23 protein-coding genes, 1 tRNA gene and 2 pseudogenes are annotated in these 25,124 nt (G+C 69.4%); 6 read left to right on the top strand and 20 right to left on the bottom strand.

The window, feature by feature from the left end; genetic code table 11:
- Positions 1–14: 14 nt before the first annotated feature.
- The gene (locus tag ACZ7CF_RS13100) at positions 15–467 is read left to right on the top strand and encodes a type II toxin-antitoxin system VapC family toxin (protein ID WP_360385043.1); all 453 of its coding nucleotides are present in this window, start codon (positions 15–17) and stop codon (positions 465–467) included.
- A 243-nt stretch (positions 468–710) separates the two neighbouring features.
- Here ACZ7CF_RS13100 and ACZ7CF_RS13105 read toward each other — a convergent pair.
- Positions 711–784, bottom strand: a tRNA-Pro gene (locus ACZ7CF_RS13105).
- Between the two features lie 18 nt (positions 785–802).
- Positions 803–1,756: a metallophosphoesterase gene (locus tag ACZ7CF_RS13110; RefSeq protein ID WP_360385041.1), complete on the bottom strand. Its 954-nt coding sequence runs from the start codon at positions 1,754–1,756 to the stop codon at positions 803–805.
- A 68-nt stretch (positions 1,757–1,824) separates the two neighbouring features.
- Here ACZ7CF_RS13110 and ACZ7CF_RS13115 point away from each other — a divergent pair, with 68 nt between their 5' ends.
- Positions 1,825–2,295: a GatB/YqeY domain-containing protein gene (locus ACZ7CF_RS13115; protein WP_360385039.1), complete on the top strand. Its 471-nt coding sequence runs from the start codon at positions 1,825–1,827 to the stop codon at positions 2,293–2,295.
- 33 nt (positions 2,296–2,328) lie between these two features.
- Here the strand turns inward: ACZ7CF_RS13115 and ACZ7CF_RS13120 are convergent, their stop codons facing one another.
- The 5 genes from ACZ7CF_RS13120 to ACZ7CF_RS13140 all read right to left on the bottom strand — a co-directional run bounded on the left by ACZ7CF_RS13120 (position 2,329) and on the right by ACZ7CF_RS13140 (position 8,178).
- Positions 2,329–3,501, bottom strand: coding sequence for an MFS transporter (locus ACZ7CF_RS13120; protein ID WP_470369644.1), 1,173 nt, complete (start codon positions 3,499–3,501; stop codon positions 2,329–2,331).
- 61 nt (positions 3,502–3,562) lie between these two features.
- Positions 3,563–4,960, bottom strand: coding sequence for a gluconokinase (locus ACZ7CF_RS13125; RefSeq protein ID WP_470369645.1), 1,398 nt, complete (start codon positions 4,958–4,960; stop codon positions 3,563–3,565).
- Positions 4,957–5,697: a class I SAM-dependent methyltransferase gene (locus ACZ7CF_RS13130; protein ID WP_470369646.1), complete on the bottom strand. Its 741-nt coding sequence runs from the start codon at positions 5,695–5,697 to the stop codon at positions 4,957–4,959. The genes ACZ7CF_RS13125 and ACZ7CF_RS13130 overlap by 4 nt, the downstream gene beginning before the upstream one ends.
- Before the next feature lie 154 nt (positions 5,698–5,851).
- Complete coding sequence (locus ACZ7CF_RS13135) at positions 5,852–6,916, bottom strand: aspartate-semialdehyde dehydrogenase (protein ID WP_360385031.1); 1,065 nt, start codon at positions 6,914–6,916, stop codon at positions 5,852–5,854.
- Positions 6,913–8,178 carry an aspartate kinase gene (locus ACZ7CF_RS13140; protein ID WP_360385028.1) on the bottom strand — a complete coding sequence of 422 codons (1,266 nt, stop codon included), beginning with the start codon at positions 8,176–8,178 and terminating at the stop codon, positions 6,913–6,915. The genes ACZ7CF_RS13135 and ACZ7CF_RS13140 overlap by 4 nt, the downstream gene beginning before the upstream one ends.
- A 106-nt stretch (positions 8,179–8,284) precedes the next feature.
- Here ACZ7CF_RS13140 and ACZ7CF_RS13145 point away from each other — a divergent pair, with 106 nt between their 5' ends.
- Positions 8,285–9,505, top strand: coding sequence for a hypothetical protein (locus ACZ7CF_RS13145; protein ID WP_470369647.1), 1,221 nt, complete (start codon positions 8,285–8,287; stop codon positions 9,503–9,505).
- Positions 9,505–10,065 (top strand): nitroreductase family protein, encoded by a 561-nt coding sequence (locus ACZ7CF_RS13150; protein ID WP_470369648.1) that lies wholly within the window; start codon positions 9,505–9,507, stop codon positions 10,063–10,065. Before ACZ7CF_RS13145 ends, ACZ7CF_RS13150 begins: the two co-directional genes overlap by 1 nt.
- Here the strand turns inward: ACZ7CF_RS13150 and ACZ7CF_RS13155 are convergent.
- From ACZ7CF_RS13155 to ACZ7CF_RS13165, 3 genes are read right to left on the bottom strand one after another with little or no spacing between them, the layout of a single operon-like run.
- Positions 10,051–10,551, bottom strand: coding sequence for an NUDIX domain-containing protein (locus ACZ7CF_RS13155; protein ID WP_360385022.1), 501 nt, complete (start codon positions 10,549–10,551; stop codon positions 10,051–10,053). The two genes, ACZ7CF_RS13150 and ACZ7CF_RS13155, sit on opposite strands and share 15 nt — an antisense overlap.
- Positions 10,552–10,560: 9 nt before the next feature.
- Positions 10,561–10,848, bottom strand: a complete 288-nt coding sequence (locus ACZ7CF_RS13160; protein WP_360385020.1) for a hypothetical protein — start codon at positions 10,846–10,848, stop codon at positions 10,561–10,563.
- 18 nt (positions 10,849–10,866) lie between these two features.
- A complete protein-coding gene (locus ACZ7CF_RS13165; RefSeq protein ID WP_360385018.1) occupies positions 10,867–11,163 on the bottom strand; it encodes a hypothetical protein in 297 nt (98 codons plus the stop codon).
- A 400-nt stretch (positions 11,164–11,563) separates the two neighbouring features.
- On the opposite strand from ACZ7CF_RS13165, the gene leuA reads away from it, so the two are divergent.
- Entirely contained in the window at positions 11,564–13,357 is a 1,794-nt protein-coding gene (gene leuA / locus ACZ7CF_RS13170) for a 2-isopropylmalate synthase (RefSeq protein ID WP_360385016.1), read from the top strand.
- Here the strand turns inward: leuA and ACZ7CF_RS13175 are convergent.
- The 4 genes and pseudogenes from ACZ7CF_RS13175 to ACZ7CF_RS13190 all read right to left on the bottom strand — a co-directional run bounded on the left by ACZ7CF_RS13175 (position 13,347) and on the right by ACZ7CF_RS13190 (position 17,870).
- Positions 13,347–14,231 carry a hypothetical protein gene (locus ACZ7CF_RS13175; protein WP_470369684.1) on the bottom strand — a complete coding sequence of 295 codons (885 nt, stop codon included), beginning with the start codon at positions 14,229–14,231 and terminating at the stop codon, positions 13,347–13,349. The genes leuA and ACZ7CF_RS13175 overlap by 11 nt on opposite strands.
- Positions 14,223–15,424, bottom strand: a pseudogene (locus tag ACZ7CF_RS13180) (MFS transporter); the annotation flags it as partial. The gene ACZ7CF_RS13175 and the pseudogene ACZ7CF_RS13180, both read right to left, overlap by 9 nt.
- 29 nt (positions 15,425–15,453) lie before the next feature.
- Positions 15,454–16,971: a discoidin domain-containing protein gene (locus ACZ7CF_RS13185; protein WP_360385010.1), complete on the bottom strand. Its 1,518-nt coding sequence runs from the start codon at positions 16,969–16,971 to the stop codon at positions 15,454–15,456.
- A 203-nt stretch (positions 16,972–17,174) separates the two neighbouring features.
- Complete coding sequence (locus ACZ7CF_RS13190; RefSeq protein ID WP_470369649.1) at positions 17,175–17,870, bottom strand: DUF4184 family protein; 696 nt, start codon at positions 17,868–17,870, stop codon at positions 17,175–17,177.
- 91 nt (positions 17,871–17,961) lie between these two features.
- On the opposite strand from ACZ7CF_RS13190, the pseudogene ACZ7CF_RS13195 reads away from it, so the two are divergent.
- Positions 17,962–18,384 (top strand): annotated as a pseudogene (locus ACZ7CF_RS13195) (DedA family protein); the annotation flags it as partial.
- Positions 18,385–18,404: 20 nt separating this feature from the next.
- On the opposite strand, the gene ACZ7CF_RS13200 reads toward ACZ7CF_RS13195, so the two are convergent.
- The 6 genes from ACZ7CF_RS13200 to ACZ7CF_RS13225 form a co-directional block, all read right to left on the bottom strand.
- Positions 18,405–18,986, bottom strand: coding sequence for a TetR/AcrR family transcriptional regulator (locus tag ACZ7CF_RS13200; RefSeq protein ID WP_470369650.1), 582 nt, complete (start codon positions 18,984–18,986; stop codon positions 18,405–18,407).
- A 177-nt stretch (positions 18,987–19,163) separates the two neighbouring features.
- Positions 19,164–20,270, bottom strand: coding sequence for an ABC transporter ATP-binding protein (locus tag ACZ7CF_RS13205; RefSeq protein WP_360396894.1), 1,107 nt, complete (start codon positions 20,268–20,270; stop codon positions 19,164–19,166).
- Complete coding sequence (locus ACZ7CF_RS13210) at positions 20,267–21,265, bottom strand: ABC transporter ATP-binding protein (protein ID WP_458429703.1); 999 nt, start codon at positions 21,263–21,265, stop codon at positions 20,267–20,269. Before ACZ7CF_RS13210 ends, ACZ7CF_RS13205 begins: the two co-directional genes overlap by 4 nt.
- Positions 21,266–21,271: 6 nt before the next feature.
- On the bottom strand, positions 21,272–22,195 hold the full coding sequence (locus ACZ7CF_RS13215) for an ABC transporter permease (protein ID WP_458429704.1): 924 nt from the start codon (positions 22,193–22,195) through the stop codon (positions 21,272–21,274).
- 4 nt (positions 22,196–22,199) lie between these two features.
- Positions 22,200–23,204 carry an ABC transporter permease gene (locus tag ACZ7CF_RS13220; RefSeq protein WP_360396897.1) on the bottom strand — a complete coding sequence of 335 codons (1,005 nt, stop codon included), beginning with the start codon at positions 23,202–23,204 and terminating at the stop codon, positions 22,200–22,202.
- Positions 23,205–23,247: 43 nt separating this feature from the next.
- Positions 23,248–24,927 carry an ABC transporter substrate-binding protein gene (locus tag ACZ7CF_RS13225; RefSeq protein WP_360396898.1) on the bottom strand — a complete coding sequence of 560 codons (1,680 nt, stop codon included), beginning with the start codon at positions 24,925–24,927 and terminating at the stop codon, positions 23,248–23,250.
- Between the last annotated feature and the right edge of the window lie 197 nt (positions 24,928–25,124).

The raw sequence follows: 25,124 nt of genomic DNA on the forward strand, positions 1-25,124 counted from the left end.
CACCACCACCGCTCGTGGTGGTCGACAGCTGCGTGATCGTCGATGTGCTTGCTCCCACCGACACAGATCGGCACGCCAGGTCCGTCCAGATCCTTCGTCTCGACGGCCAGCAGCACCGCGTTCTGTTGCCAGCTCTGGTGATCGCTGAGATCGCTGGCGCTGGCCAGATACGAGGTGATGAGGGCGGAGCGGCCGAGCGCAAGCGGAGGATCGCGCTCGCACAGCAGTGGATCAAAGACAGCGAGTACCTCGTCGCTGACATCACCGAACGCGTTGCAGGACAGGCCGCACGCCTGGCGACGGATCACAACCTGAAGGGCGCCGACGCCTGCGTTGTTGCGGTGGCTCTGGCGTGGAAGTGTCCCAAGCTCTACACGTGGGACGGCGGGATTTTGAAGATCGCTGACATGATTCCTGGGCTCTCGGTCGAGCAGCCACCAGCGCACGGTCAGGGAGCGATCTTCTAGCTTGGGTCCCGCGCTGTGGGGCCCAGGTGCGGCCGTACGGCCCGTCGATGAGCAGGCTGATGGGCCTTGCGGTTCACGACGCTTACTGAGCGCCTCTCAAGATGCTTCCGCGCCCCACCGAAGTGACCTCTTGGAGAGTTGTTCTCCCAAATTTCTCCCAAACCGTTTAGGAGAGGCCCTGAAGCACGAATCAGCCCCTGTCCACGTCTGCTGTGGACAGGGGCTGACCTGTATCTATCTTCATCGGGGTGACAGGATTTGAACCTGCGACCTCTTCGTCCCGAACGAAGCGCGCTACCAAGCTGCGCCACACCCCGGTGGGAACGAGTAGAACTCTACATCATGTTCTTCCCAGCTCCGAATCGGACCCCCTCATTACGGCCCTGACCAGGCATGACCGGCCTCGGAACGAGGGTCAGCAGCGAGGCCTCCGGAGGGCAGCAGAAACGCACCGGGGCGTAGGGCGAGGTGCCCATGCCGGCCGACACGTTCATCCACATGTGGGAGCCCCAGCGGGAGACGCCGCGGGCACGGCCGCGGTCGAGCTCGCAGTTCGTGACCAGGGCGCCGTAGAACGGGACGCGGAGCTGGCCGCCGTGGGTGTGGCCCGCCATCACGAAGTCGTAGCCGTCGGCCGCGAACGGGTCGAGGACGCGGGGTTCCGGGGAGTGCGTGACGCCGAGGCGCAGGGCGGCCCTGGGGTCCGGGGTGCCGGCGATGTCGGCGTAGCGGTCGCGCTTGAGGTGCGGGTCGTCGAGGCCCGCGGCGAACACGGTCTGGCCTGCGACCTCGATGGAGCGGCGGACGTGGGTGAGGTCGTGCCAGCCGCGTTCGATCATCCCGGCGCGCAGGTCGCGCCACGGGAGGGTGACGCCGTGGATGCGCTTGGTCTTGGCCGAGGGCAGCAGGTAGCGGACCGGGTTCTTCATCCGCGGGGCGTAGTAGTCGTTGCTGCCGAAGACGAAGAGGCCGGGGCGGTCCAGCAGGGGGCCCAGTGCGCGCAGGACGGCGGGGACGGCGTCCTTGTGGGCGAGGTTGTCGCCGGTGTTCACGACCAGGTCCGGGTCCAGGTCGTTCAGCGCGGCGACCCAGCGCTGCTTGGAGACCTGGTTCGGGGTCATGTGCAGGTCTGAGATGTGCAACACCCTCATCGGCTTGGCGCCGGGGGCGAGAACGGGGACCGTCGCGGTGCGCAGGGTCCAGTGCCTTCTCTCGATTCCCGCCGCGTACGCGATGGTCGCGGTGCCGAGGGCGGTCGTGGCGAGGAGCGCGCGGCCGAGCTTGTTCACGTGTCAAGGGTACGGAAGACGGATAACTCGATCGGCGCCGCATCCGGCGGGCGGTACCGTTCTGCGCCATGGCGGAGTTGAAGACGCGGCTGCAGAACGACCTGACTGCGGCCATGAAGGCCAGGGAGACGGTCACGGCCGGCGCTCTGCGCATGGCCCTCACGGCGGTGACGAACGAGGAGGTCGCGGGCGAGCAGGCCCGTGTGCTCAGCGACGACGAGGTCGTGAAGGTGCTGATGCGCGAGGCCAAGAAGCGCAAGGAGGCCGCGGAGGCCTTCGCGGGTGCGGGGCGCGCGGAGAAGGCCGAGCTGGAGCGGGCCGAGCTCGCCGTTCTGGAGGCGTACCTGCCGAAGCAGCTCGACGACGCCGAGATCGCGTCCATTGTGGACAGGGCGGTGGCCGCGCTGGCCGAGCAGTCCGGTGAGACGCCCGGCCCGAAGCAGATGGGTCAGGTCATGAAGGCCGTCAACGCCGAGGTGGCCGGTCGCGCCGAGGGTGGCCGGGTGGCCGCCGCGGTGAAGGCGAAGCTGACCTCCTGAGAACGGGAAGGCCCCTCCGCGGAGGGGCCTTCGTCAGGCCGGCACGCGGTCGCGCCGCCGGGCGAGCAGCCAGCCGATCCCCGCCACCGCCAGCCCGCCCGCGCCGACCACCACGTACCCGAGCGGTGCGCCGCCGTGGTCGATCGCCACGCCGGCGAGCGGTGAGCCGATCGCGCTGCCGATGGTGAACGCCGAGCCCTGCAACCCCATGGCGAGCCCGCGTGCCGTGGCCGGGGCGAGCCGGCTGATGTGCTCGCCGGACGCCGCGATCAGCGGCGCGCACATGAGGTTCATCGGGATGAGCAGCAGGCACAGCCACAGCACGCTGCCGTCGCCCAGTCCCACCGGCATCTCGAACAGCCCCATCAACGCCAGCAGCACGAGCACGCTCGGCGTCCGCTTCACCCCGCCGTAGACCAGGCCGCCGGTGATCGACGACGCGCACATGGCGAAGAACGCGATCCCGAGCCAGCTCTGCTTGCCGGCGTGCTCCAGGCTCGCGATCGTCGAGACCTCCATGCCCACCAGGCAGAGCGTCGCGCCCGCGCACACCACGAACACCCCGACGACCGGACCGCGCAGCCATTCCCGCACCCGCGGCTTCGGGCCGTCGAGGACCTCGTCCTGGTGCACCATCGGCGGGTTCGCCGCGTACAGCAGGACACCCGCGACCAGGATCGAGATGCCGATGGAGACCAGCGCCGCGCTGGTGGAGAACCGGGTCGCCACGAACACCCCGAGCGCGGGACCGGCCATGAACGACAGCTCGACGGAGATCGAGTCGAGCGACAGCGCGACCCGGCGCTGCGCCACCGGCACCAGCGCGGTGACGATCTGCCGGCCGACCGACATCATCGGCACGCTGAGCAGGCCCACGGCGAACGACGCCGCCAGCAGCACCCAGTACGACATCAACGGCGCGACCAGCCAGAACGTGCCCGACGCCGTGACGCTCAGCGCGAGCATCGTGCGCAGGCCGCGCTCGTCGATCAGCTTGCCCATCAGCGGGGCGCCCAGCCCCATGCCGACGGTGCCGGCCGCGCCGACCAGCCCGGCCGCGCCGTAGCCCTTGTCCAGCGTGACGGCGACGTGCAACGTGAGGATCACGCCGGTCGCCGCCGACGGCATCCGCGCAAACAACATCAACAGCACCAGCGGGCGGACCCTGGGCAGCGCGAGGACGTGTTTGAACGGGGCGAGGTTCACACCCCATGCTTACTTTGCCTGGCTAATGATTTGACAGGGCGTTTTCTTGATGTACTCAAGATCACACGGAGTAGAGCTCCTCCAGCGCCCGGTAGGCCTTCGCCACGAACGGCCGGGCCATCGCGTACCGCGTGATCGCGTCCGGGTCCGGCGTGATCGTCTTGATCGGCCGCACGAGGTCGACGGTCAGCGACTCGATCACGTCCAGCGACCGCCACGCCAGCAGCGCGGCGCCCACGGCCGAGCCGCCGCTGTCCTCGGTGAGGTGCAACGGCATCCCGAGCGCGTTCGCCAGCACCTGCGCCCAGACCTGCGCGCGGAACGCCCCGCCGGTGATCCGGATCGACTCGACCAGCGGAACGGCGTCGAGCACGAGCGCGAGCTGCTGGCAGGCTCCCTCGACGAGCGCCTTGGTGATCTGCGCCGGCGTGTGTTCGCGGCGCAGGCCGAGCAACGCGGCGTGCGCGGTCGGGTCCCACCACGGCGCGCGCTCGCCGAGCAGGTACGGCAACGCCACCAGCCCGTCGGAGTCGGCGTGCAGCGCCTGGTCGAGCAGGTCGCCGACCGGGACGCCGAACGTCTCGGACGCCCACTGCGCGACCACGCCGCCGTTGCTGATCGCCCCGCCCCGCACCCACAGCCCCTCGGCGATGGCGTAGCTGAACGTGCGGCCCTGGTCGTCGATGCCCGGTCCCAGCTGGGCCACCCGCAGCGCACCCGAGGTGCCGAGCGACACCGCCCCCGCGCCGGGCGTGGCCGCGCCGACGCCGAGGTTGCCCAACGGCCCGTCGCCACCGCCGACGACGACCGGAATCCCCTTGCGCAGCCCCGGGATCTCCGCGGTCAACGGGGTGGCGTGCGTGGGGTCGACGAGCGGCGGGAGCTGGTCCGCGGTGACCCCGGCGAACTCCAGCGACGGCGCGTGCCACTGCAGCGAGTGGATGTCCATCAGGCCCGTGCCGGAGCCGGACGAGTGCTCGTTCAGCAGCACGCCGGTCAGGTGCAGGTGCACGAAGTCCTTGATCTCGCACCACTTCGCGGCCCGCACGCCGTTCTCGTGGAACCAGGCGAGCTTCATCAGCGGCGTGAACGAGTGGATCGGCGCGCCGGTCATCCGGTGCAGCTCGCGCCCCTCCTCGGTGCCGCGCAACCGTTCCGTCTGCTCGACCGCGCGGTTGTCGGCCCAGCTGAGCGACTCGGTGACGGGCCTGAGGTCCGCGTCCAGCCCCATGATCGTGTGCATCGCGCCGGTCAACGCGATGGCGCGCACGTCATCGGAGGCCAGCTCGCGCAGCGCGTCAAACGCTGCCGCGAGCACCACCAGCGGGTCGTGCGTCGCCTCAAGACCGCTGGTGCGCATGGGATATCTGCGCTCGGTCGAGGCGACCACGCGCGCCTGCTCGTCCACCGCGACCACCTTCGTGGCCGTGGTGCCCAGGTCGACCGCCAGGACGATCACGACTCGCCCCTCGCCGCGCTGAAGACCGCGAAGCTCGGCGAGGTCCGCAGCGGTTCCCAGAACTCGGCGCCGCGGTCGTCGTCCGGCAGCACGACGGGGTGGCGCGTCACGTCCGCGAGCCCAGCACGCCGCAACGCCTCGTCGAACACGCCGCGCTCCCAGAAGAAGGAGTCGAAGTCGAACGGCGGGTCGCCCAGCACGTGCACGCGGACCGGCTGCTTGACGTCCATCGGCCCGGTGCGGGTGATCTCGTAGCCGTAGCGGCCGTACTGCGCGAACAGGTCCCAGTCGCCGTCCGGGTTCGGCACCACGACGACGAGCCGCCCGCCGGGCGCGAGGTTCGCGGTCAGGTTGCCGATCATGACGTCGAGCGCGGCCACGTCGTCGGCGTACCCGAGCAGCCACACGGCCGTGACGACGTCGAACTCGCCGAGCACCGGCAGGTTCGTGGCGTCGTGCTGGGCGTAGGTGATGCCGCGCGGTTCACGGTCCTCGACGTACCGGGCGTAGCCGACCATCTCGCCGGCCGAGTCGACGCCCACGATCCGCGTCGCACCGAGGTCGTGGAAGAGCCGCGGGTAGAACCCGGTGCCGCAGGCCACGTCCAGCACGCTCCGGCCGCGCACGTCCCCGACGGCCGACAGCAGCGTGGCGCGTTCGGCCAGTCCGGTCGGGATGTGCTTGGCGCGCTCGTAGACCGCCCCCAGCGCGTCGTACTGCTCGTCGCTCTCCGCCATGCCGACCACCCTAGGTGGGCGGGTGGCGGCGGAACCACTCCCCGGCCGCCTGCGCGGTGGGTCCGGGTCGTTGCAGCGGCTCAGGTCCCGTTCGGACAGCAGAAGGCCCCTGTCACCGGAGTCAGCTCGGGTGACAGGGGCCCTCCACGTCGGCTCAGAGGCGCTTCGCGAGCTCTTCCGCGACCTCGTAGGTGTTCAGCGCGGCGCCCTTGCGCAGGTTGTCGCCGCACACGAAGAAGTCAAGCGTGTTCGGGAAGTCCAGCGCCTGCCGCACGCGGCCCACGTACGTGGGGTCGCCGCCCACGACCTCGGCGGGCGTCGGGAACTTGCCCGCAGCCGGGTCGTCGACGAGGACGATGGTCGGCTGCTCGGAGAAGATCTTGTGCGCCGCCTCGACGGTGACCTCGCGGGCGAACGTCGCGTGGACGGCCAGCGAGTGCGTGGTCACGACGGGCACGCGCACGCAGGTGGCGGAGACCTTCAGGTCGGGGATGCCGAGGATCTTGCGGGCCTCGTTGCGGACCTTCAGCTCCTCCGACGACCAGCCGTCGTCCTTCACCGAACCCGCCCACGGCACCACGTTCAGCACCAGCGGGGCCGGGAACGGCGAGTCCTCGGCGGACAGGCCGGCGGCGGACAGCGCCTGCGCCACGTCACCCGCGACGACCCCCGCCTCCTTGCCGGCCAGCGCGCTGATCTCGGCGTACAGGCGGTCGATGCCGGACTGGCCCGCACCGGACGCCGCCTGGTAGGAGGCGACGACGAGTTCCTTGAGCTCGAACTCGCGGTGCAGGGCACCGAGCGCCGCCATCATCGACAGCGTCGTGCAGTTCGGGTTCGCGATGATGCCGCGCGGGCGGTTGTCGATCTGGTCCGCGTTGACCTCGGGCACGACCAGCGGCACGTCCGCGTCCATGCGGAACGCGCCGGAGTTGTCGATCGCGATGGCACCGCGCTCAGCGGCGATCGGGGCCCACTCGGCCGAGACCTCGTCCGGCACGTCGAACATCGCGATGTCGACGCCGTCGAAGGCCTCCGGCGAGAGCGCGACGACCGTGAGCTCCTGGCCGCGCACGTTGATCTTCTTGCCCGCCGAGCGCGCGGACGCGATCAGCCGGATCTCGCCCCACGGCACGGAGGAGCGGGTGTTCATGATGTCGATCATCACGGTGCCCACGGCACCGGTCGCGCCCACCAGCGCGAGCACGGGGGCGGTCATCGGCCAGTCCCTGCGTAGACGACGGCCTCTTCGTCGGTGCCCAGGTCGAACGCGTCGTGCAGGGCGCGCACGGCGTCGTCGAGCTGGGTGTCGCGGCAGATGACCGAGATGCGGATCTCCGAGGTGGAGATGATGTCGATGTTGACGCCGGCCGTGGCCAGCGCCTCGCAGAACGTGGCCGTGACACCGGGGTGCGAGCGCATGCCCGCGCCGATCAGCGACACCTTGCCGACGTGCTCGTCGTAGAGGACCTGGTCGAACCCGATCTCGCCGCGGGCCTTCTCCAGTGCGGCCACCGCACGCGGGCCGTCGTCCTTCGACAGCGTGAACGTGATGTCGGTGCGGCCGGAGGCGGCCTGCGAGACGTTCTGCACGACCATGTCGATGTCGAGCTCCGCCTGTGCCACCACCCGGAAGATCTTGGCCGCGATGCCGGGGTGGTCGGGGACGGCGGTAACGGTGATCTTGGCTTCGGACCGGTCGTGCGCGACGCCGGTGATCATCGCCTGTTCCACGGAAGCGTCCTCCACTGAACCGGACACGATGGTTCCGGTCTTGTTGCTGAACGACGAACGGACGTGCACGGGGACGCCGTAGCGGCGGGCGTACTCCACACAGCGGAGCATCAGCACCTTCGCGCCGCAGGCGGCCATCTCGAGCATTTCCTCGTAGGTGATCGTGTCGAGCTTCCTCGCGTTCGGCACGATGCGCGGGTCGGCGGTGTAGACGCCGTCCACGTCGGTGTAGATCTCGCACACGTCGGCCTTCGTCGCCGCCGCGAGCGCCACCGCCGTGGTGTCGCTGCCGCCGCGGCCGAGCGTGGTGATCTCCTTGGAGTCCTGGCTCACGCCCTGGAACCCGGCGACGATCGCGATCGCCCCGTCCGAGAGCGCGTCCTGGATCCGGCTCGGCGTCACGTCGATGATCCGGGCCTTGCCGTGCACGGACGTCGTGATCACGCCGGCCTGCGAGCCCGTGTAGGACCGCGCCTCGGCACCCAGCGTGTTGATCGCCATGGCGAGCAGCGACATCGAGATCCGCTCACCCGAGGTGAGCAGCATGTCGAGCTCGCGCACCGGCGGCACCGGGGCGACCTGGTGGGCGAGGTCGAGCAGCTCGTCGGTCGTGTCGCCCATGGCCGACACGACGACAACGACGTCGTTGCCCGCCTTCTTGGTCGCGACGATGCGCTCGGCCACGCGTTTGATCCGCTCGGCACTTCCCACCGATGAACCGCCGTACTTCTGGACGACGAGCGCCACCGACCCAACCTCCCTCACACGCGACTAAAACCGCACGTCGTAGGCAGCCTACCCGGACCACCTGGTGAGACTCTGGAGCCGTGATGCGCGTGACTACTCTGTCCGGGTGTCGTCAGTCGATGTGGTGGAGGCTTCTCCCTCGATGCCCGAACGCGCTCCGCGACCCCGCGTCGGCGAACTGCTGAGACACCCCGCCGCGCTGTGGGTCGCCCCGGCGCTCATCTACCTCTTCGTGCGCCAGCTCGGCCTGGTCGTGCTCGGCTGGATGGTCGACCACCAGAACAGCCGCGGCGGCACGCGGATGACCGTGGCCGGCGAGCTGGGCTCGTGGGACGGCGAGTGGTTCCTGGCGATCGCCGAGCACGGCTACAACGGCGTGCCGATGCGCCTGGTCGACGCGGCGGGCAAGCGGTCGGCGGAGACCCCGCTCGCGTTCTTCCCCGGCTACCCGGCGCTGGTCAGGTGGGTCGACGGCCTGCCGGGCGTGAGCGTGCAGGGCGCGGCGTTCGCGGTGAGCCTGATCAGCGGCCTGTTCTGCGCGTACGGCCTGTTCGTGCTCGGCCGCGCGGTCCGCACCGGCTCCTCGCGTGCCGGTCTGGTGCTGGTCACGCTGTTCGCCGCCTCCCCCATGGGCATCGTGCTGTCGATGACCTACTCCGAGGCCACGTTCTGCGCGTTCGCCGTGTGGGCGCTGGTGGGCGTGGTGCGCAGGCAGTGGGTCGTGGCGGGTGTCTGCTGCGCGGCCGCGGGCCTGGTCCGCCCGACCGCGGGCGCGCTGATCGCGGCGGTCTGCCTGGCCGCCCTGGTCGCGGTCCTCGGCGACCGGCGCGACTGGCGGGCGTGGGCCGGTGGCCTGGTCGCCCCGGTCGGCCTGCTGGGCTACCTCGGCTGGGTGGCCGTCCGCACCGGCGACCTCGCCGGCTGGTTCGGCGTGCAGCAACGCGGCTGGGGCTCGAAGTTCGACGGCGGCGAGGCGACCTGGACGTTCGCCCTGCAACACCTCGGCGAACCGCGCTCGGCGCTGGAGATCGGCACGGTCTGGCTGCTGGTGCTGGCCATCGCCCTGGTCACCTACGCCTTCCAGCGCCGCCTGGAGTGGCCGCTGGTCGTCTACGGCATCGGCGTGCTGGTCATGGACCTCGGCTCGAACGGCCTGATGAACTCGAAGGCCCGCCTGCTGCTGCCGGCGTTCACGCTGCTGGTGCCGCTGGCCCTGGTCCTCGCGCGCCGCCGGCTGTCCACCCTCGTGACCGTGCTCGGCGTGACCGTCCTGTTCAGCGCCTGGTTCGGTGCGTACGCGCTCGCCGTTTGGGACTATGCGATCTGATGAACGAGCTGATCTCGCAGCGCTGGAGCCCTCGCGCCTTCTCCGCTGACGCCACCGTGTCCGACGACGAGCTGCGCGTGCTGCTGGAGGCCGCCCGCTGGGCCCCGTCGCACGGCAACAGCCAACCCGCCCGGTTCGTCGTGGGCCACCGCGGCACCCCGACGTTCGACAAGGTCTTCGACACCCTGCGCCCCGGCAACCAGACGTGGGCGGTGCGCGCTTCCGTGCTGCTCGTCGGCTGCGTGCTCACGACCGACGACCGCGGACCGATCCCGAACGCCGAGTTCGGCCTGGGTCTTGCGATGGAGAACATCGCCCTGCAGGCCGTCGACCTGGGCCTGGTCACGCACATGATGGGCGGCTTCGACGGGGAAGCCACCCACACCGCGTTCGCGATGCCCGCCGACGTGCGCCCGCTGGTGGCGATGGCCGTGGGCCGGATCGGGGACCTCGCGGACCTGCCGGAGGACCTCCAAGCTCGCGAACAGCGGGAACGCCAGCGGTTGCCGTTGTCCGAGACGGTGTTCACCGGCACCTGGGGCGAGTCACTGTTCGGTTGAGAAGTACTTCGTGGCGACCTCGTTGTGCAGCGGGAACGCCAACGGCTCGCACTCGAAGATGACCTTCCGCTCGGACGCCTCCTCGTTCGGCACGAACGGCGGCATGTCCTCGGCGTTGATGGCGGGCGCGGTGGCGAACAACAGCACCGTGCCGCCGTCCGGCGTGGACACGAAGTGCAACGGCCGCAGCTCACCGGGGTCGACGCTGACGCCGGCCTCCTCTTCGAGCTCGCGCGCCGCACTGCACTGCCACGACTCGCCGCGCTCCATGAACCCGCTGACGAACGCCAGCTGCCCGACCGGCGGGATGGCGCGCCGCACCGTGAGCAACCCGGTCCTGGGCCCGTCCTTGACCGGCACGAGCAGCACGACGACCGGCGACGGGTTCGCCCACACCATGTGCGCACAGCGGGGGCACTTGCGGGGGTATGCGGACGTGTCCGCGTACGCGGTGCCGCAGTTGTCGCAGAAGTCGTCGCGCGCCATGGCCAAACGCTAGCCGAGACGCCTCACGAGTTTGAGGACGATCGCTCGAACGGCCAGCCAGAAGATCGCCGCCAACCCGAAGTTGACGATGGTCCGCAGCTTCGCATCACTCGGCTCGAACAGGTTCCTGAACGCCAAGGACACCGGCTCGGCAATCGCCTTGACGGTGCTGGTGATGGGATTTTCCGGGTTGGCCCCGCCGACGGTGAGCACGACGTGAACGACGAGCACCACCGCCAGCGCGAGGCCGACCCAGCTCAAGATCCCTGCGACGATTCCGACCACGCGCGTACGCATGGGTCAGGAATCTACTCTTCAGTAGCGTGACACCGCGCGGGCGAGCAGGCCGGTGACGACCAGCCAGAACACGGCGGCGAGTCCGTAGTTGAGCAGGACATCGACGTTGTAGTTGCCCGTGGCGAACAGACCGGGGAAGAACAGGGCGAGCGGTTCCGCGAGGGAGCCGACAAACCGGAAGAACGCGTTGGCCTGGTTCGCGCCGAGCACGATCATGAGGATGTACAGGACCTCGATGATCGCGAAGACCGCACCGATGCCGCTGATCACGCGTGAAGCCGTGCCGCGGCCACTAGTCGTACGTAATCTGGACATACCTGAAAACTTCCCGGGTTTGTGTTGCTTCAAACCGCAGGCTTGCGCAGGGGTCCCCTTTGTTTTCGGCGCCCCTGCGTTCGACCGTACTCGCTTGCACCGACAGGGTCATTGCGCTGAGCTGGACGGACGCACGGGCCGACCGGCGCGGGCTTTGGTCGAGCCGGAGCCCCGGGAACAGCCGCCTCGCCAGGCTGGAAGTACGCCGCGCCGAACAGCCACGTCCCACGATCCGGTCGTCGAGTTCCATCTCCCCCTCCCCTATGGCTACTCTGTTCGGCGTGTGGCGTTCCCTCCTGCTTCGCTGCCGTGACGGGGTCTGATCCAGACCGGCCCCCCGTCGCGGGACTCAGCGTTGCCGCCGGTCGTCTGATTCACGACCAGCAGGAGCTACCCCGAAATGTCTGCCTCACCTGACGCGTACACCTCCGGTTCGAGCCGCATCCGCCAGCCCGCGCGCCCGGCCCCGTCGACGCAGCCCCCCTGGAACCCGCAGCTGGGCAGCAGCATGCCGTTCCACCGCTACCGCCCGTTCCACGAGGTGGTGGAGGTCGTCGACGTACCCGACCGCACCTGGCCGGCCAAGCGCGTCGAGAAGGCGCCGCTGTGGTGCGCGGTCGACCTGCGCGACGGCAACCAGGCGCTGATCGACCCCATGTCGCCCGCGCGCAAGCGGAAGATGTTCGACCTGCTGGTGCGGATGGGCTTCAAGGAGATCGAGGTCGGGTTCCCGGCGGCCAGCCAGACCGACTTCGACTTCGTCCGGGAGATCATCGAGGACGGCGCGGTGCCGGACGACGTGACGATCCAGGTGCTGACGCAGTGCCGCGAGGAGCTGATCGCGCGGACGTTCGAGTCGCTGCGCGGGGCTCGCAAGGCGATCGTGCACTTCTACAACTCGACGTCGATCCTGCAGCGGCGGGTGGTGTTCCGCAGCGACCGCGAGGGCATCAAGAAGATCGCCGTGGACGCCGCGAAGTTCGCGAAGGCGCAGGAGGCGGGCTACCCGGAGACCGATTTCCGCTACGAGTACTCGCCCGAGTCCTACACCGGCACCGAGCTGTCCTACGCGCTCGAGGTCTGCAACGCGGTCACCGCGGTCATCCAGCCGACGCCGGAGCGGCCGCTGATCATCAACCTGCCCGCCACCGTCGAGATGGCCACGCCGAACGTCTACGCGGACAGCATCGAGTGGATGTCGCGCAACCTGGACAGCCGCGACTCGATCATCCTGAGCCTGCACCCGCACAACGACCGCGGCACCGGCGTCGCCGCTGCGGAGCTGGGGTACCTGGCCGGTGCTGACCGGATCGAGGGCTGCCTGTTCGGCAACGGCGAGCGGACCGGCAACGTGTGCCTGGTGACGCTGGCGATGAACATGTTCAGCCAGGGCATCGACCCGCAGCTCGACTTCAGCGACATCGACGAGGTCCGCAGGACCGTCGAGTACTGCAACCAGCTGCCGGTGGCCGAGCGGCACCCGTACGGCGGTGACCTGGTGTTCACCGCGTTCTCCGGCTCACACCAGGACGCCATCAAGAAGGGCCTGGAGGCGCTGGAGGCCGACGCGAAGGACGCGGGCCAGCACGTCGACGAGTACCCGTGGGAGGTCCCGTACCTGCCGATCGACCCGAAGGACGTGGGCCGCAACTACGAGGCCGTCATCCGGGTCAACTCGCAGTCCGGCAAGGGCGGTGTGGCGTACCTGATGAAGCAGGAGCACCACCTGGACCTGCCGCGCCGGCTGCAGATCGAGTTCTCGCGGGTGATCCAGGAGGTCACCGACACGCAGGGCGGCGAGATCGGCCCGAAGGAGATGTGGGACGCCTTCGCGGAGGAGTACCTGCACGGCAAGGTCCCGCTGCACCTGCTGCGGCACCGGGCGTCGTCGGACGGCAGCGGGCGCGAGGAGATCACCGCCGTGCTGCTGATCGACGGCGAGGAGCACGAGATCACCGGGGCGGGCAACGGCCCGATCGCCGCGTTCGTCGACGCGCTCGCGTCCATCGGGTACGACGTGCGGGTCATGGACTACGCCGAGCACGCGCTGTCCGCCGGTGACGACGCCCGCGCGGCCGCCTACGTGGAGTGTGCCGTGGGCGACCGCGTGCTGTGGGGCGTGGGCATCGACTCGTCGACGGTGGCGGCGTCGTTCCGCGCGATCGTCAGCGCCGTCAACCGCGCTAACCGGTAGCGACGGACGGGGAGGACGCGTGCGGCACCAGCTGCCGCGGCGCGCCCTCCCCGTTCGCCGGCACGGCCCAGATGCCCTCGCCGGGCAGGCCGTAGGCGATGGTGTCGTCGTCGAGCCACACGACCTGGTCGTCGATCCCGCGGGTCTCGGCCAGCGGTGTCTCCACCATCGTGGTCAGGTCGAGCACGTGCTGGCGCCACGGTCGCGCGCCGTCGCCGGGCACGCGCTTCTTGAACGCCACCTTCTTGCCGTCCGGTGACAGCGACGGGCATTCCGCGTTCTCCCGCAGCGTTGTCGCGGACTCGTCGGTCGAGTCGCCGCGCACCAGGTAGGTCTTGCCGGCGGTGCTCATCGTGGCGAAGTAGGTGCGGTCGTCGGTGGCGAACGTGACGCCCCACCAGTTCATGTCGTTGGTCGTCTTCATGCCGGCGACGCTCGTGCCCTCGACGTTGCTGGCGTACACCTCGGTCTCCTGGTCGAAGATCGCGGTGCGGGTGGAGAACGTGCCGGCCTGCGCGTACGAGTCGCCGGTGACGAACGTCGTCCACGACGCCATCCGCCCGTCCGCGGACAGCTTGGCGCGGTTGGGCACGCCGTCGACCTCCACGCGCCGGCGCTCGGTCAGGCCGCGGTCGACGAACACCGCGGTCGCACCGGGCAACGGGCCCGCGGCGTCCGCGAGGCACAGCCCCCGGCCGCCGGAGGTGTAGAAGCGCTTGCAGGACAACGAGCTGACCCGTCGTGGACCGGACGGGTCGGTCAGCGGCACGGACGCCACCTTGCCGCTCGCCTCGTCCACGAACAGCAGCCGGCCGGACGAGAGCTCGACCGGACCCTGTTCCACGGCAACGGAGATCTCGCCGGGAGTGCGCAGGGCGTAGGCGGTGGCGCCGGCGCCGAGCACGACCACGGCGGCGATGACGATCAGAACCCTTTTCAAGCGAACCACGTCCACAGTGCACCGAAGAGGACGGAGGAGGCGGCACGGGCGAGGACCTGGCCGGTCTGCAGGAGGGCCAGACCGGAGGTGCGCAGCTCGTCGGGGACCATCGGCCCGGCGACGGCCATCAGCACCCCGTCCGTGCACGCGTAGAACACCCCGTGCAGCAGCAGGACGCCGACCAGCAGGGTGATCCCGGACGTGCCCGCGAGCAGCGCGTACGCACCGAGCAGGGCGAGGTGGCCGGCGAGGAAGATCCGCCACCGCCCGACCCGGTCGGCCAGCGACCCCAGTGGCACGGCGGCGAGCAGGTACACGCCGGCCGTGCCGAGGGGCAGCAACGCGATGTAGGCGAGCTCGACGTCGAGCTTCTTCTGCAGCAACAGGTAGACGAAACCGTCGCCGAGCGTCAGGAACCCGAGCCCGCACGCGACCAGGCAGACCCGCCGGAACGGCCTGGACCGCAACAGCCCGAAGGCGTTCCGCAGCGACACCGCCAAGCGGGGCAGCACGTCGCGGTGGTCGCGGACGAAGAGCACGAGCACCAGGAAACCCAGTGCGGCGAAGCAGAAGCTGACGACGAACACCACGTCGTAGCGCGCGGGCAGCGTCCACAGCAGGCAGAACGCGACCAGCGGGCCGAGGAACGCGCCGACGGTGTCCATGGCGCGGTGGACGCCGAAGGCGCGGCCGAGCGCCGAGGGCTCGCTGCTCAACGTGATCAGCGCGTCCCGCGGCGCGGTGCGCAGGCCCTTGCCGGTGCGGTCACCGGCGAGCACGAGCCCCATCGCGGTGGCCGAGGTCCCGGCGGCGAGCAGGCCGAGCTTGCCCAGCGCCGAGATCCCGTAGCCGAGGCCCGCGACGAACTTGCGGCGTTGCCAGCGGTCAGCCGCATGACCGCCGACGACGCGCACCAGTGCGGTCACACCGGTGTAGATGCCGTCGAGCACACCGAACTGCAGCGGGGAGAACCCCAGTCCCAGCACGAGGTAGAGCGGCAGGATCGCGGTGACCATCTCGGACGAGACGTCCGTGAGCAGGGACACCGCGCCCAGCGCGAGGACGTTCCCCGCGATCCTGCCGGTGCCGCCCGAAGCCGGGGCTTGTCTTGCGGTTGCGATGTACACGACGGCCTCCGATCAACAGCCAGGTGCGACTAGCGACAGGTGAAGGGACCGGCCTTGTCGCGCACCCGGCCCGCCGTGTCGATGACCTCCCACGAGTAGGAGCGACCGGACAGGGTGAACTTCACGACGCCGTGGGTGTCGGCGAACCACTTCTCGACCCCGGTGCGCGGCTTGACCGCGTCGTACAGGTAGTCGCCGCCGATGCCGATGATCGCCGAGCGCAGGCCGTTGGCCTCGTCGACCGCACCGCTCTTGTTGAGCGGCTTCAACCGCTCGTAGTGGTGGTCGTGCCCGCTGAGCACCAGGTCGGCCTTGGCGTCGGCGAAGACGTTCCACAGCGCCGACATCTTGGACTTGTCACCGTACTCGCCGGAGTTGAACCGCGGGTGGTGCCAGTACCCGACGACGCACGCCTTGGTGTTCGCGGCGAGGTCGGCCTTCAGCCAGTCGAGCTGCGTCGAGTCGGCACCGGTGTCGTACATCTTCTGGGAGTCGAACGACACGAAGTGGAAGTCGCCGGCCTCCCAGCTGTAGTACGGCTTGCCGGCCGGGTAGGCCTGAGCGCCGAAGTACGACTTGTAACCGTTGAGGTTGTCCTCCCACTCGTGGTTGCCGGTCGCCGGGTGGGTGATGCTCTTGTAGCGGCCCCACGACTTGTCGTAGTGGTTGCGGAACTCGGTGAGCGTGCCGCTGTCGTACTGGTTGTCGCCGACCGTGAGGATGTGGTTCGGCTTGATCTGGTCGATGAGCTTCGCGGTCTCGTAGTGCTCGGTGTTCGTCAGCGACGCGATGTCACCGGCGGCGACGACCGTGATGGTGTCGCCGGGTGCCGGCGGCCGGGTGGTCGCCTGCACCGCGTTGCTCGCGGCACTGAGGTTGCCGGCGGCGTCGCGCGCCTTGACGGTGTAGGTGAACGCCGTGCCGGAGGCCAGCCCGGTGTCGGTGAACGTGGTGCCGGTGGGCGTGCCGACGACGCTGCCGTTGCGCAGCACCTCGTAGCCGGTCACACCGACGTTGTCGGTCGCCGCGGTCCACTGCAGGCCGACCGAGCTGGACGTGGTGCCGGTGCTGGTCAGCCCGGACGGCGCGGTCGGCGCGGTCACGTCGCCGTTCGCCGAGCTGCCGTAGACCTCGAGCTCGAACAGCGAGTAGCCGTAGGCCGTGCCGCGTTTCGTGCCGTAGATCCGCACGTACCGGCCGGACGCGCTCAGCGCCGTCTCGTCGACGCCGCCGTTCTGCCCGGTCAGGGTCTTCTTGGTGCTCCACGACGAGCCGTCGCTCGACGTCTGGATCTTGTACTCGGAGGCGTACGCGGCCTCCCAGGTGAGCTTGACCTTGGAGATGGTGGCGGCGCCACCCAGGTCGACGGCGACCCACTGCGGGTCGACGCCTTCGAGGCTCGCCCACCGGGTGGTCGGATCTCCGTCGACGGCGTTGGCTCCGCCGAAGGTCTCGGCCTCGGTGGAGGAGGTGGTGGTGGGTTTGTTCGCCGAGAGCAGCGAGTCGGCCGCCTGCGCCGGTCCTGATGCCGCCAGAGGCGGAATCACCAGCGCCAACACTGCGACGGCGACACCTGTTCTGGTGTGCTTTCTGATCACTTCGTCCTCCTGGGCAAGGGTGGCGGCGAAGGATTGGTAAACAAGCTTTCCTATTAAGGTCGGAGGTTAGACGTGCTCGAAGACACAGGTCAACGGCAGAAGTGCCGGATGAACGCGTGACAGATCAGCGGTTCACCGGCGGAACCGAGCAGTCATCGCCTGTCATGCGATGACTCGGCGAACCGCCACGCCACGGCGTTGAGCAGCAGACCGGCGCCCAGCCCCTGCATACCGCCCACCAGCAGCGCACGCACCCAGTCATACGCGCTGACCTGGCTGACCGGATCGGACAACGACCAGACCGCGCCGACCACGACTGCGACGGCGATCAGCGCCCGGAACATGGACCGGGAAATCCCTGACCATGCCCGCCAGTCATGCCCCTTCGGACACCGTGCCGCCATCCAGCCCAACAGCAGCATGCCCCCTGCGGAGGACACGTAGCCGATCACGTTGTAGAGCCGATGGGGGCCGACGACCGACGTGGTCAACCAGTCCCACCGCTGCACGAACCACCCGTCGGTCTGCGTGACCGCGTCCCACACCAGGTGCGTCAGCACACCGGCCACCACGGAAAGCCCGCACCGCAGTGGCCGGCGCAACGGGCCGGGGTGCGGCACCCTCGTGCGCACGAGCTCCGGCGACAACGCCAGCACCGACGGCAGCAGCAACCGCCCGACCAGCAGCAACACCACCGCCGCCAGCGAGCCGCCCGGGACGTCGTGCGTCGGCAGCACCGGCAGGTAGTAGCCCAGGTCGGGCGCGACCGCCCCCGCCACCAGCCCCGGGAACCACAGGAACCGGCGCAACGGCAGGACGGCGGCGGGATGGGCGAGGGTGAAGGGCACGCGAGAGTGTAGATCGACTTCCACCCTGTGGGCGGGCTGAAGAAACACCCAGGTCGGGATTGTTCAGCCGCGTCACGTACGTTCACAGATCATGAGCACCGCAGCCGCCAGTCTCGTCGTGCTGTTCCTGGTCGCCGTCGTGCCGCTGGCACCGACGGAGGCCGTGCTCATCGGCGCTGGTGTCCTGGCCGCGTCCGGTGAGGTTCCGCTGTACCTGGTGATCGCCGTGGCCGCCGCGGGCTGCCTGGCCAGCGACATGATCAACTTTACCGCAGGCCGCCGGATGGGCATGAGGGCCCTCGACAAGGTGAACAAGAACGCCAAGGCGCGGGCGATGGTGGTGTGGACCGCCGACCAGCTGGCGACCAGGGGCGAGACGATCCTGGTCGTGGCGCGGTTCCTGCCGGCGGGCGGCATCGTCGGCGCGATGCTCGCCGGGGCCCTGAAGTGGCCGCTGCGGCGCTTCCTGCCGGTCGCGACCGTCGGGTCCGTGGTGTGGAGCCTCTACCCCGCCACCGTGGGCTACATCGGCGGTCAGATCATCGATGAGGCCTGGCTCGCGATGCTGCTGTCCCTGGGCGTCGCGATGCTGATCTCCGTGCCGATCGGCATGGTGTGGCGTGCGCGCAACGCCAACCGCACCCTGTCGTACGCCGAGGCGTCGTCGTAGAGCACCGCGAACCGGTCGGCGGCCGTCAGCAGCGCGTCGACCTCGAACGCCAGCTGCGCGTCACCGCACAGCCGTTCCAGCAGTGACACCCAGCGCAGGTGGAACAGCATCAGCGCGTCGCGCACGCGGCCGGATCTGGCCGCGAACTCCGAGCGCGTGACCACGAAGAAGCAGCCGCCGGGGAAGACGCGCCGCTTCGAGTAGTCGAGCCAGCGCCCGCACAGGTCGTGGACCGTGCCGCCGGCGACCACGACCTCGTGCGCGAAGATCTCCGACGCCGTGTGCACGGTCGCGAGCTGCAGCTCCTCCTTGGAGCCGAAGTGCGAGAACACCCCGCTCTTGCTCATGCCGAGCTCGACCGCGAGCCGCCCGATCGTGACTCCTTCGAGCCCGTCGACGGACGCGATCTCCGCCGCCCTCAGCAGGATCGCCGCACGACTGTCCATCCGCCCACGACAGCGGACCCCCCTCAAGCCCCACCCGCGCTCCCCTCGAAACGAGTGCACGCGGGGAGCTTTCGTACTCTCCTGGAGCACGAAAGGTCCCCGCGTGCCCCTTGAAACGGCACGCGGGGGCCCCGCGTTCCCCGGAAGGGAACGCGGGGCCCCCGCGTGACATCGGAGCTACGGGTTGAGCGCCTCTGTGACGGAGGCCGGGCCGACCAGGGGGACGTCCGGGGAGAGGCCGTCGCCCTCCTCGACCAGGACCGGCTTCACCTCGTGCGGCTGGATCTCGCCGGAGCGGATCTGCTCGGCCCAGTGGCACGCGACCTTGTGACCGGGCTTGAGCTCGCGCAGCACCGGGCGTTCGGTGTCGCAGCGGGTCTGCTGCCGCCACGGGCACCGGGTGTGGAACCGGCAGCCGGTGGGCGGGTTCGCGGGCGACGGGAGGTCACCCGCGAGCAGGATCCGTTCACGCCGGTCCTCGATGACCGGGTCGGGCACCGGGATCGCCGACAGCAGCGCCCGCGTGTACGGGTGCAGCGGCTCGGCGTAGAGGTCCTCGGAGTCGGCCTCCTCGACCAGCCCGCCGAGGTACATCACGCCGACCCGGTCGGAGATGTGCTTCACGACCGCCAGGTCGTGCGCGATCACCAGGTAGGTCAGGCCGAACTGCTCCTGCAGGTCCTCCAGGAGGTTCACGACCTGCGCCTGCACCGACACGTCCAGCGCGGACACCGGCTCGTCGGCGACGATCAGGTCCGGCTCCAGCGCCAGCGCCCGCGCGATGCCGATGCGCTGCCGCTGACCGCCGGAGAACTCGTGCGGGTACTTGCGCAGGGCCGACGTCGGCAGGCCGACCGCGGTGAGCAGCTCGCGCAAGCGCTTGGCGGTCTCCTCCTTGCCCTTGTCCAGGCCGTGCGCCCGCAGGCCCTCGACCAGGATCGACTCCACGGACTGGCGCGGGTCGAGCGAGGACAGCGGGTCCTGGAACACCATCTGGATCCGGCGCCGCATCTTGCGCAGCTCCTCGCCCTTGAGGGCCGAGAAGTCCTGTCCGTCGAAGACCATCTTGCCCGCGGTCGGCTCGTTCAGCCGCAGCATCGCCCGCCCGAGGGTGGACTTGCCGCAGCCGGACTCGCCGACCAGGCCGTAGGTCTCGCCGCGCCGGATCTCCAGGTCCACGCCGTCGACGGCGTAGACGTGGCCGACCGTGCGGTCGAAGAAGACACCGCGCTTGATCGGGAAGTGCACCTTCATGTCCTGCACGGACACCAGGGTCTCGCTCATACCGACACCTCCTCGGCGGCCGGGGTGCCCGGGACCACCGGGTTGTGGCAGCGGAGCAGGCGACCGAGCTTGTCGACCTCCGCGGGCGTCTCCGCACGGCAGACGTCGAGCGCGTTCGGGCACCGGGGGGCGAACGCGCAGGCGCTCGTCCACGGGATGTTGTCGGCGACCGAGCCCCTGATCGGCGTCAGCTTCTCGCCGCGCGGGGCGTCGAGCCGCGGGATCGACGCGAGCAGGCCGTGCGTGTACGGGTGGCGCGGCTCGGAGAAAAGCTTGTGCCGCATGGCCTTCTCGACCACCTTGCCGCCGTACAGCACGTTGACCTCGTCGCACAGGCCGGCGACGACACCCAGGTCGTGGGTGATCATCACGAGCGCGGTGCCGAGGTCCTGCACCAGTTCCTTCATCAGCGTGAGGATCTGGGCCTGGATGGTCACGTCCAGCGCCGTCGTCGGCTCGTCCGCGATCAGCAGCTTCGGCCGGCACGCCAGCGCGATCGCGATGAGCGCGCGCTGCCGCATGCCGCCGGAGAGCTGGTGCGGGTACTCCTTGAGCCGCCGGTTCGGGTCCGGGATGCCGACCTTGTCCAGCAGGTCCTTCGCCTCGATCATCGCTTCCTTGCGGGCCAGGCCGCGGTGCCGTTCGAGCACCTCGGTGACCTGCAGGCCGATCGGGACGACGGGGTTGAGCGACGACAGCGGGTCCTGGAAGACCATGCCGAGGTCGCGGCCGCGGCGGTCGCGCATCTCCCTGTCGGAGAGCTTGAGCAGGTCGGTGCCGTCGTAGTGCACCGAACCGGTGATCTTGGCGCCGCGCTTGGGCAGCAGTCTCATGATCGCCAGCGAGGTCACCGACTTGCCGCAGCCCGACTCGCCGACGAGCCCGACCGTCTGACCGGGTTCGACGTCGAAGCTGACGCCGTCGACCGCGGTGAACGGCTGTTCGCCCTTGCGCTGGAACACGACGGAGAGGTCACGAACTTCGAGCAGTGCCACGACGACTCACCGCCTGTTCTTCGGGTCGAGGGCTTCGCGCAGCGTCTCGCCCATGAGGGTGAAACCGAGCGCGACGATGATGATGCAGACCGCGGGCCACGCGGCGAGGTGCGGGTGGGTGTCGAACACCTTCTGCACGTCGCCGAGCATCTGGCCCCACTCCGGCACCCGGTCGTCCGGGTTGCCGAGGCCGAGGAACGACAGCGCCGCCGCCTCGATGATCGCGGTGGCCAGCACGAGCGTGGACTGCACGATCACGGGACCGAGCGAGTTCGGCAGCATGTGCCGGAACACGATCGCGCCCTTCTTCACGCCCAGCGCCGTCGCCGCGAGCACGTGGTCGCTGTGCCGTTGCGCCAGCATCGAACCGCGCAGCAACCGGGCGAACACCGGGATCTGCACGATCGCGACCGCGAGGATCACGGTGAACTGGCTGGGCCGCGCGAACATCGCCGCGATGGAGAACGCGAGCAGCAGCGACGGCAGGGACAGCATGACGTCGACGACGCGCATGACGAGCGAGTCGACCCAGCCGCCGAGCGCGCCCGCGAGCGTGCCCAGGATCAGGCCGCCGGTCAGGCCGATGACCGTCGCGCCGATGCCGACGATCAGCGTCTGCTGCGAGCCGATCAGCAGGCGCGACAGGAAGTCGCGGCCCTGCAGGTCGCCGCCGAGCGGGTGGCCCGGCTGGGCGGGCGGGATCTCGTTGCGCGCCTTGACGACCTGGTCGATCAGCATCGGGTCGGCCGGGTTGTGCGGCGCGAGCCACGGCGAGAGCAGCGACACCGCGATGAAGATGCCGATGATCACCGCGCCGGTGAGGAACACCGGGCTGCGGCGCAGCCTCTTCCACGCGCTGGCAGCGAGCGAGGTGCCCGCGCTCTCCGCGAGACCGTCGATCTTTTCCTTCTTGGTCACTCCCAGTGCCACGGTCTCACCTCGTCCTGATGCGCGGGTCGATGAGCGCGTACGAGAGGTCGACCAGCAGGTTGACCACGACGTAGACGCTCGTGGCCATGATGATCAACAGCAGCAGCACCGGGTAGTCGCGCCGTTCGAACCCGATGGCGAGCGCCTCGCCGACACCGGGGAACGAGAACACCTTCTCGGTGAGCACCGCACCCGACAGCAGCGCACCGGTCTGCAGGCCGATCGTGGTGACGACCGGCAGCATCGCGTTGCGCAGCACGTGCCGGCGGCGGATCACCGGAGCGGTGAGGCCCTTCGACTCGGCCGTGCGCACGAAGTCCTCGTCGAGCACGTCGAGGACGGCGGCGCGGGTGATCCGGAAGATCACCGCGAACGGGATCGTCGCCAGCGCGACGGCCGGCAGGATCAGGTGTTCCAGCGCGTTGAACGTCGCGTCCCACTCGCCGGTGAGGATGCCGTCGAGGGTGAAGAAGCCGGTGACGCGGGTGGCGTCGATGGCGTCCTGGCGGCCGCTGGACGGCAGGCCGAGCGTGGACGACGCCACGCCCTTGAGCACGTAGGCCAGGAAGAACACCGGAACGGCGACACCGATGAGGGAGCCGACGACGCTGAGGTTGTCGAACCAGCCGCCGCGGCGCTTCGCGGCGAGGTAACCGAGCGGGACGCCGACCGCGATCGCGATGAGGATCGCGAAGAAGCTCAGTTCGAGCGTGGCGGGGAACCGCTGGAGGAAGATGTCGAGCGCCGAGTCACCGGGTTGGACACCGGTGGAGACGCCGAAGTCGCCGGTCGCCGCGCGACCGAGGAACTTGAAGTACTGCACGAAAATCGGTTGGTCGAGGCCGAGCTGCTTGGTGAGCTCCGCCGCCTTCTCCGGTGTGGAGCGGTCTCCCAGGAGGGCCGAGACCGGCCCTCCTGGGAGTACGCGCAGCCACGCGAAGAGCAGCAGCGAGAGCACCAGCACCACGCCGACCAGCTGGACCAGCCGTCGAATGGTGTAGCGGAGCACTGTGAGCTACCCCGTTGTTCTCTTGTGGTGGGAGCTGGTCGACTCAGCCCTTGGAGGCCGAACCGAACCTCTCGTCGGTCAACGGGCTCGGGACGACACCCTTGATGTCCGACTTGAACACCAGAGCGGGCGGGGAGTACGAGATCGGGATCGCGGGGAGGTACTCCTCCATGATCTTCTTGTTGACCTCTTCGTACAGCTTGGTGCGGTTGCCCTCGTTCGGCTCGGAGTTCGCCTTGGCGAGGTCGGAGGCGAGCGAGGCGCCCCACGCCGACACACCGGTGTTGAAGCGGTTGTCGGTGCGGCCGAAGAACGTGCCGACCCAGTTGTGGGCGGTGCCGTTGTCACCGGTCCAGCCGAGCAGGAACACGTCCGGGATGCCGTTGTCGACGTCGGTCAGGTAGCCGCCGTTCCACGGCTTGGTGACGACGTCCAGCTTGATGCCGGCCTTCTGCAGGTCGCCGGCGATGGCGCCCCACAGGTCCTTCGGGGACGGCATGTACGGGCGGGTGACCTCGGACGGCCAGTAGGCCTTCAGGGTCAGGTCGGTGGCACCGGCCTCGGCGAGCAGCGCCTTCGCCTTCTCGACGTCGTACTTCACCTCGGGGATCGACTTGTTGTAGCCGTTCACCGTGTCCGGCATGAACTGCGTCGCGACCTTGGCGCCCTCGGGCAGCTGCGACTTGACCAGCTGCTCGCGGTTGATCGCGTACATCAGGGCCTGGCGGACCTTGAGGTCGGCGAGCTTCGGGTTGTTCTTCTGGTTGATGCCCAGGTAGAACACGTTGAACGCCGGGCGGATCGCCACGTTGAAGCCGTCGGTCTTCAGACCGGCCCAGTCCGCCGCGTTCGGCAGGTCGTAGCCGTCGATGTCGCCGGCCTTGAGCGCCTGCTTGCGGGCGGTCTCGTCCGGGATGATCTTGAAGACGATCTTGTCCAGCTTGGCCTTGGTGCCGTGGTAGTCGTCGTTGCGGACGAGTTCGACGGTGTTGTTGGCCTTGTCGTACTTGCTGAACTTGAACGGGCCCGTGCCGGTCGGGTGCTCCGTGGCGTAGGCCGGGTAGGTGAACGAGTCACCTGCGGCCTGGACGTTGTCGGCGTCGTACTTCTTCAGCGCGTCGGGGCTGGAGATCGAGAACGACGTGAAGCCGAGGACCGACGGGAACTGCGAGGTGACCTCGTTCAGCTCGATGACCGCGGTCTTGGCGTCCTTGGCCGTGCAGGACTTGTACAGCGAGGGCTTGTCCGGCGTGCCCTTGAACCCGCCGAAGTTGTCCAGCCAGTACTGGGAGACGGCGTCGGACTGGCCGGCGCCCTTCTGGTTGTACCAGCGCTCGAAGTTGAAGCAGACCGCCTCGGCGTTGAACGCGGTGCCGTCGTGGAACTTCACGTTCTCCTTGAGGGTGAACGTCCACGTCTTGCCGTCAGCGGAGGGCTCGTACTTCTCGGCGAGCGCGGGCTCGACCTCGGCGGTGCCGGGCTTGAAGCCGACCAGACCCTCGTACATCTGACGGGCGACCCGGAAGGTCTCGCCGTCGGTCGCGTAGAACGGGTCGAACAGCTTCGGCGCGCCTGCGGCACCGAAGGTCAGCGTGCCGCCCTGCTGGCCGCCGCCCCCTGAGTCGCGCTGGGATTGCGCGCAACCGGACAGGGCCAGCGCGCTGACGCTGAGGAAGCCGATCGCGGCTACCCAACGGCGGCGAGCCGTTACTGAGTGGACCATCAAACACCCCTTGGACAATCCGCACATCTCACGGTGTGGTCGCCGACCATAACCGTTGTTCATACCCCTCCCGAGGTAGCTCAGGTCACGATCCGGCCACTAGACCAGGCATTCTGATACGTCCGGCGCATGCGCGCTGACCCAACGTGAGCACGCCAGATGCGTCGAACGCTCTCCTAGGCTGTAGAAACAACAGC

This window comes from Lentzea sp. NPDC036955 (assembly GCF_055608005.1).

Excerpts from the sequence above, each read along its gene's own strand:
- ACZ7CF_RS13200 (WP_470369650.1), bottom strand. The coding sequence starts at position 18,986 with ATGGACAGTCGTGCGGCGATCCTGCTGAGGGCGGCGGAGATCGCGTCC.
- ACZ7CF_RS13135 (WP_360385031.1), bottom strand. The coding sequence starts at position 6,916 with ATGACCGCCCCCGTGCTCGCGCTGGTGGGCGCGACCGGTGCCGTGGGC.
- ACZ7CF_RS13205 (WP_360396894.1), bottom strand. The coding sequence starts at position 20,270 with ATGAGCGAGACCCTGGTGTCCGTGCAGGACATGAAGGTGCACTTCCCG.
- ACZ7CF_RS13225 (WP_360396898.1), bottom strand. The coding sequence starts at position 24,927 with ATGGTCCACTCAGTAACGGCTCGCCGCCGTTGGGTAGCCGCGATCGGC.
- ACZ7CF_RS13155 (WP_360385022.1), bottom strand. The coding sequence starts at position 10,551 with ATGGCGCGCGACGACTTCTGCGACAACTGCGGCACCGCGTACGCGGAC.
- leuA (WP_360385016.1), top strand. The coding sequence starts at position 11,564 with ATGTCTGCCTCACCTGACGCGTACACCTCCGGTTCGAGCCGCATCCGC.
- ACZ7CF_RS13130 (WP_470369646.1), bottom strand. The coding sequence starts at position 5,697 with ATGGCGGAGAGCGACGAGCAGTACGACGCGCTGGGGGCGGTCTACGAG.
- ACZ7CF_RS13165 (WP_360385018.1), bottom strand. The coding sequence starts at position 11,163 with ATGTCCAGATTACGTACGACTAGTGGCCGCGGCACGGCTTCACGCGTG.
- ACZ7CF_RS13150 (WP_470369648.1), top strand. The coding sequence starts at position 9,505 with ATGAACGAGCTGATCTCGCAGCGCTGGAGCCCTCGCGCCTTCTCCGCT.
- ACZ7CF_RS13160 (WP_360385020.1), bottom strand. The coding sequence starts at position 10,848 with ATGCGTACGCGCGTGGTCGGAATCGTCGCAGGGATCTTGAGCTGGGTC.
- ACZ7CF_RS13115 (WP_360385039.1), top strand. The coding sequence starts at position 1,825 with ATGGCGGAGTTGAAGACGCGGCTGCAGAACGACCTGACTGCGGCCATG.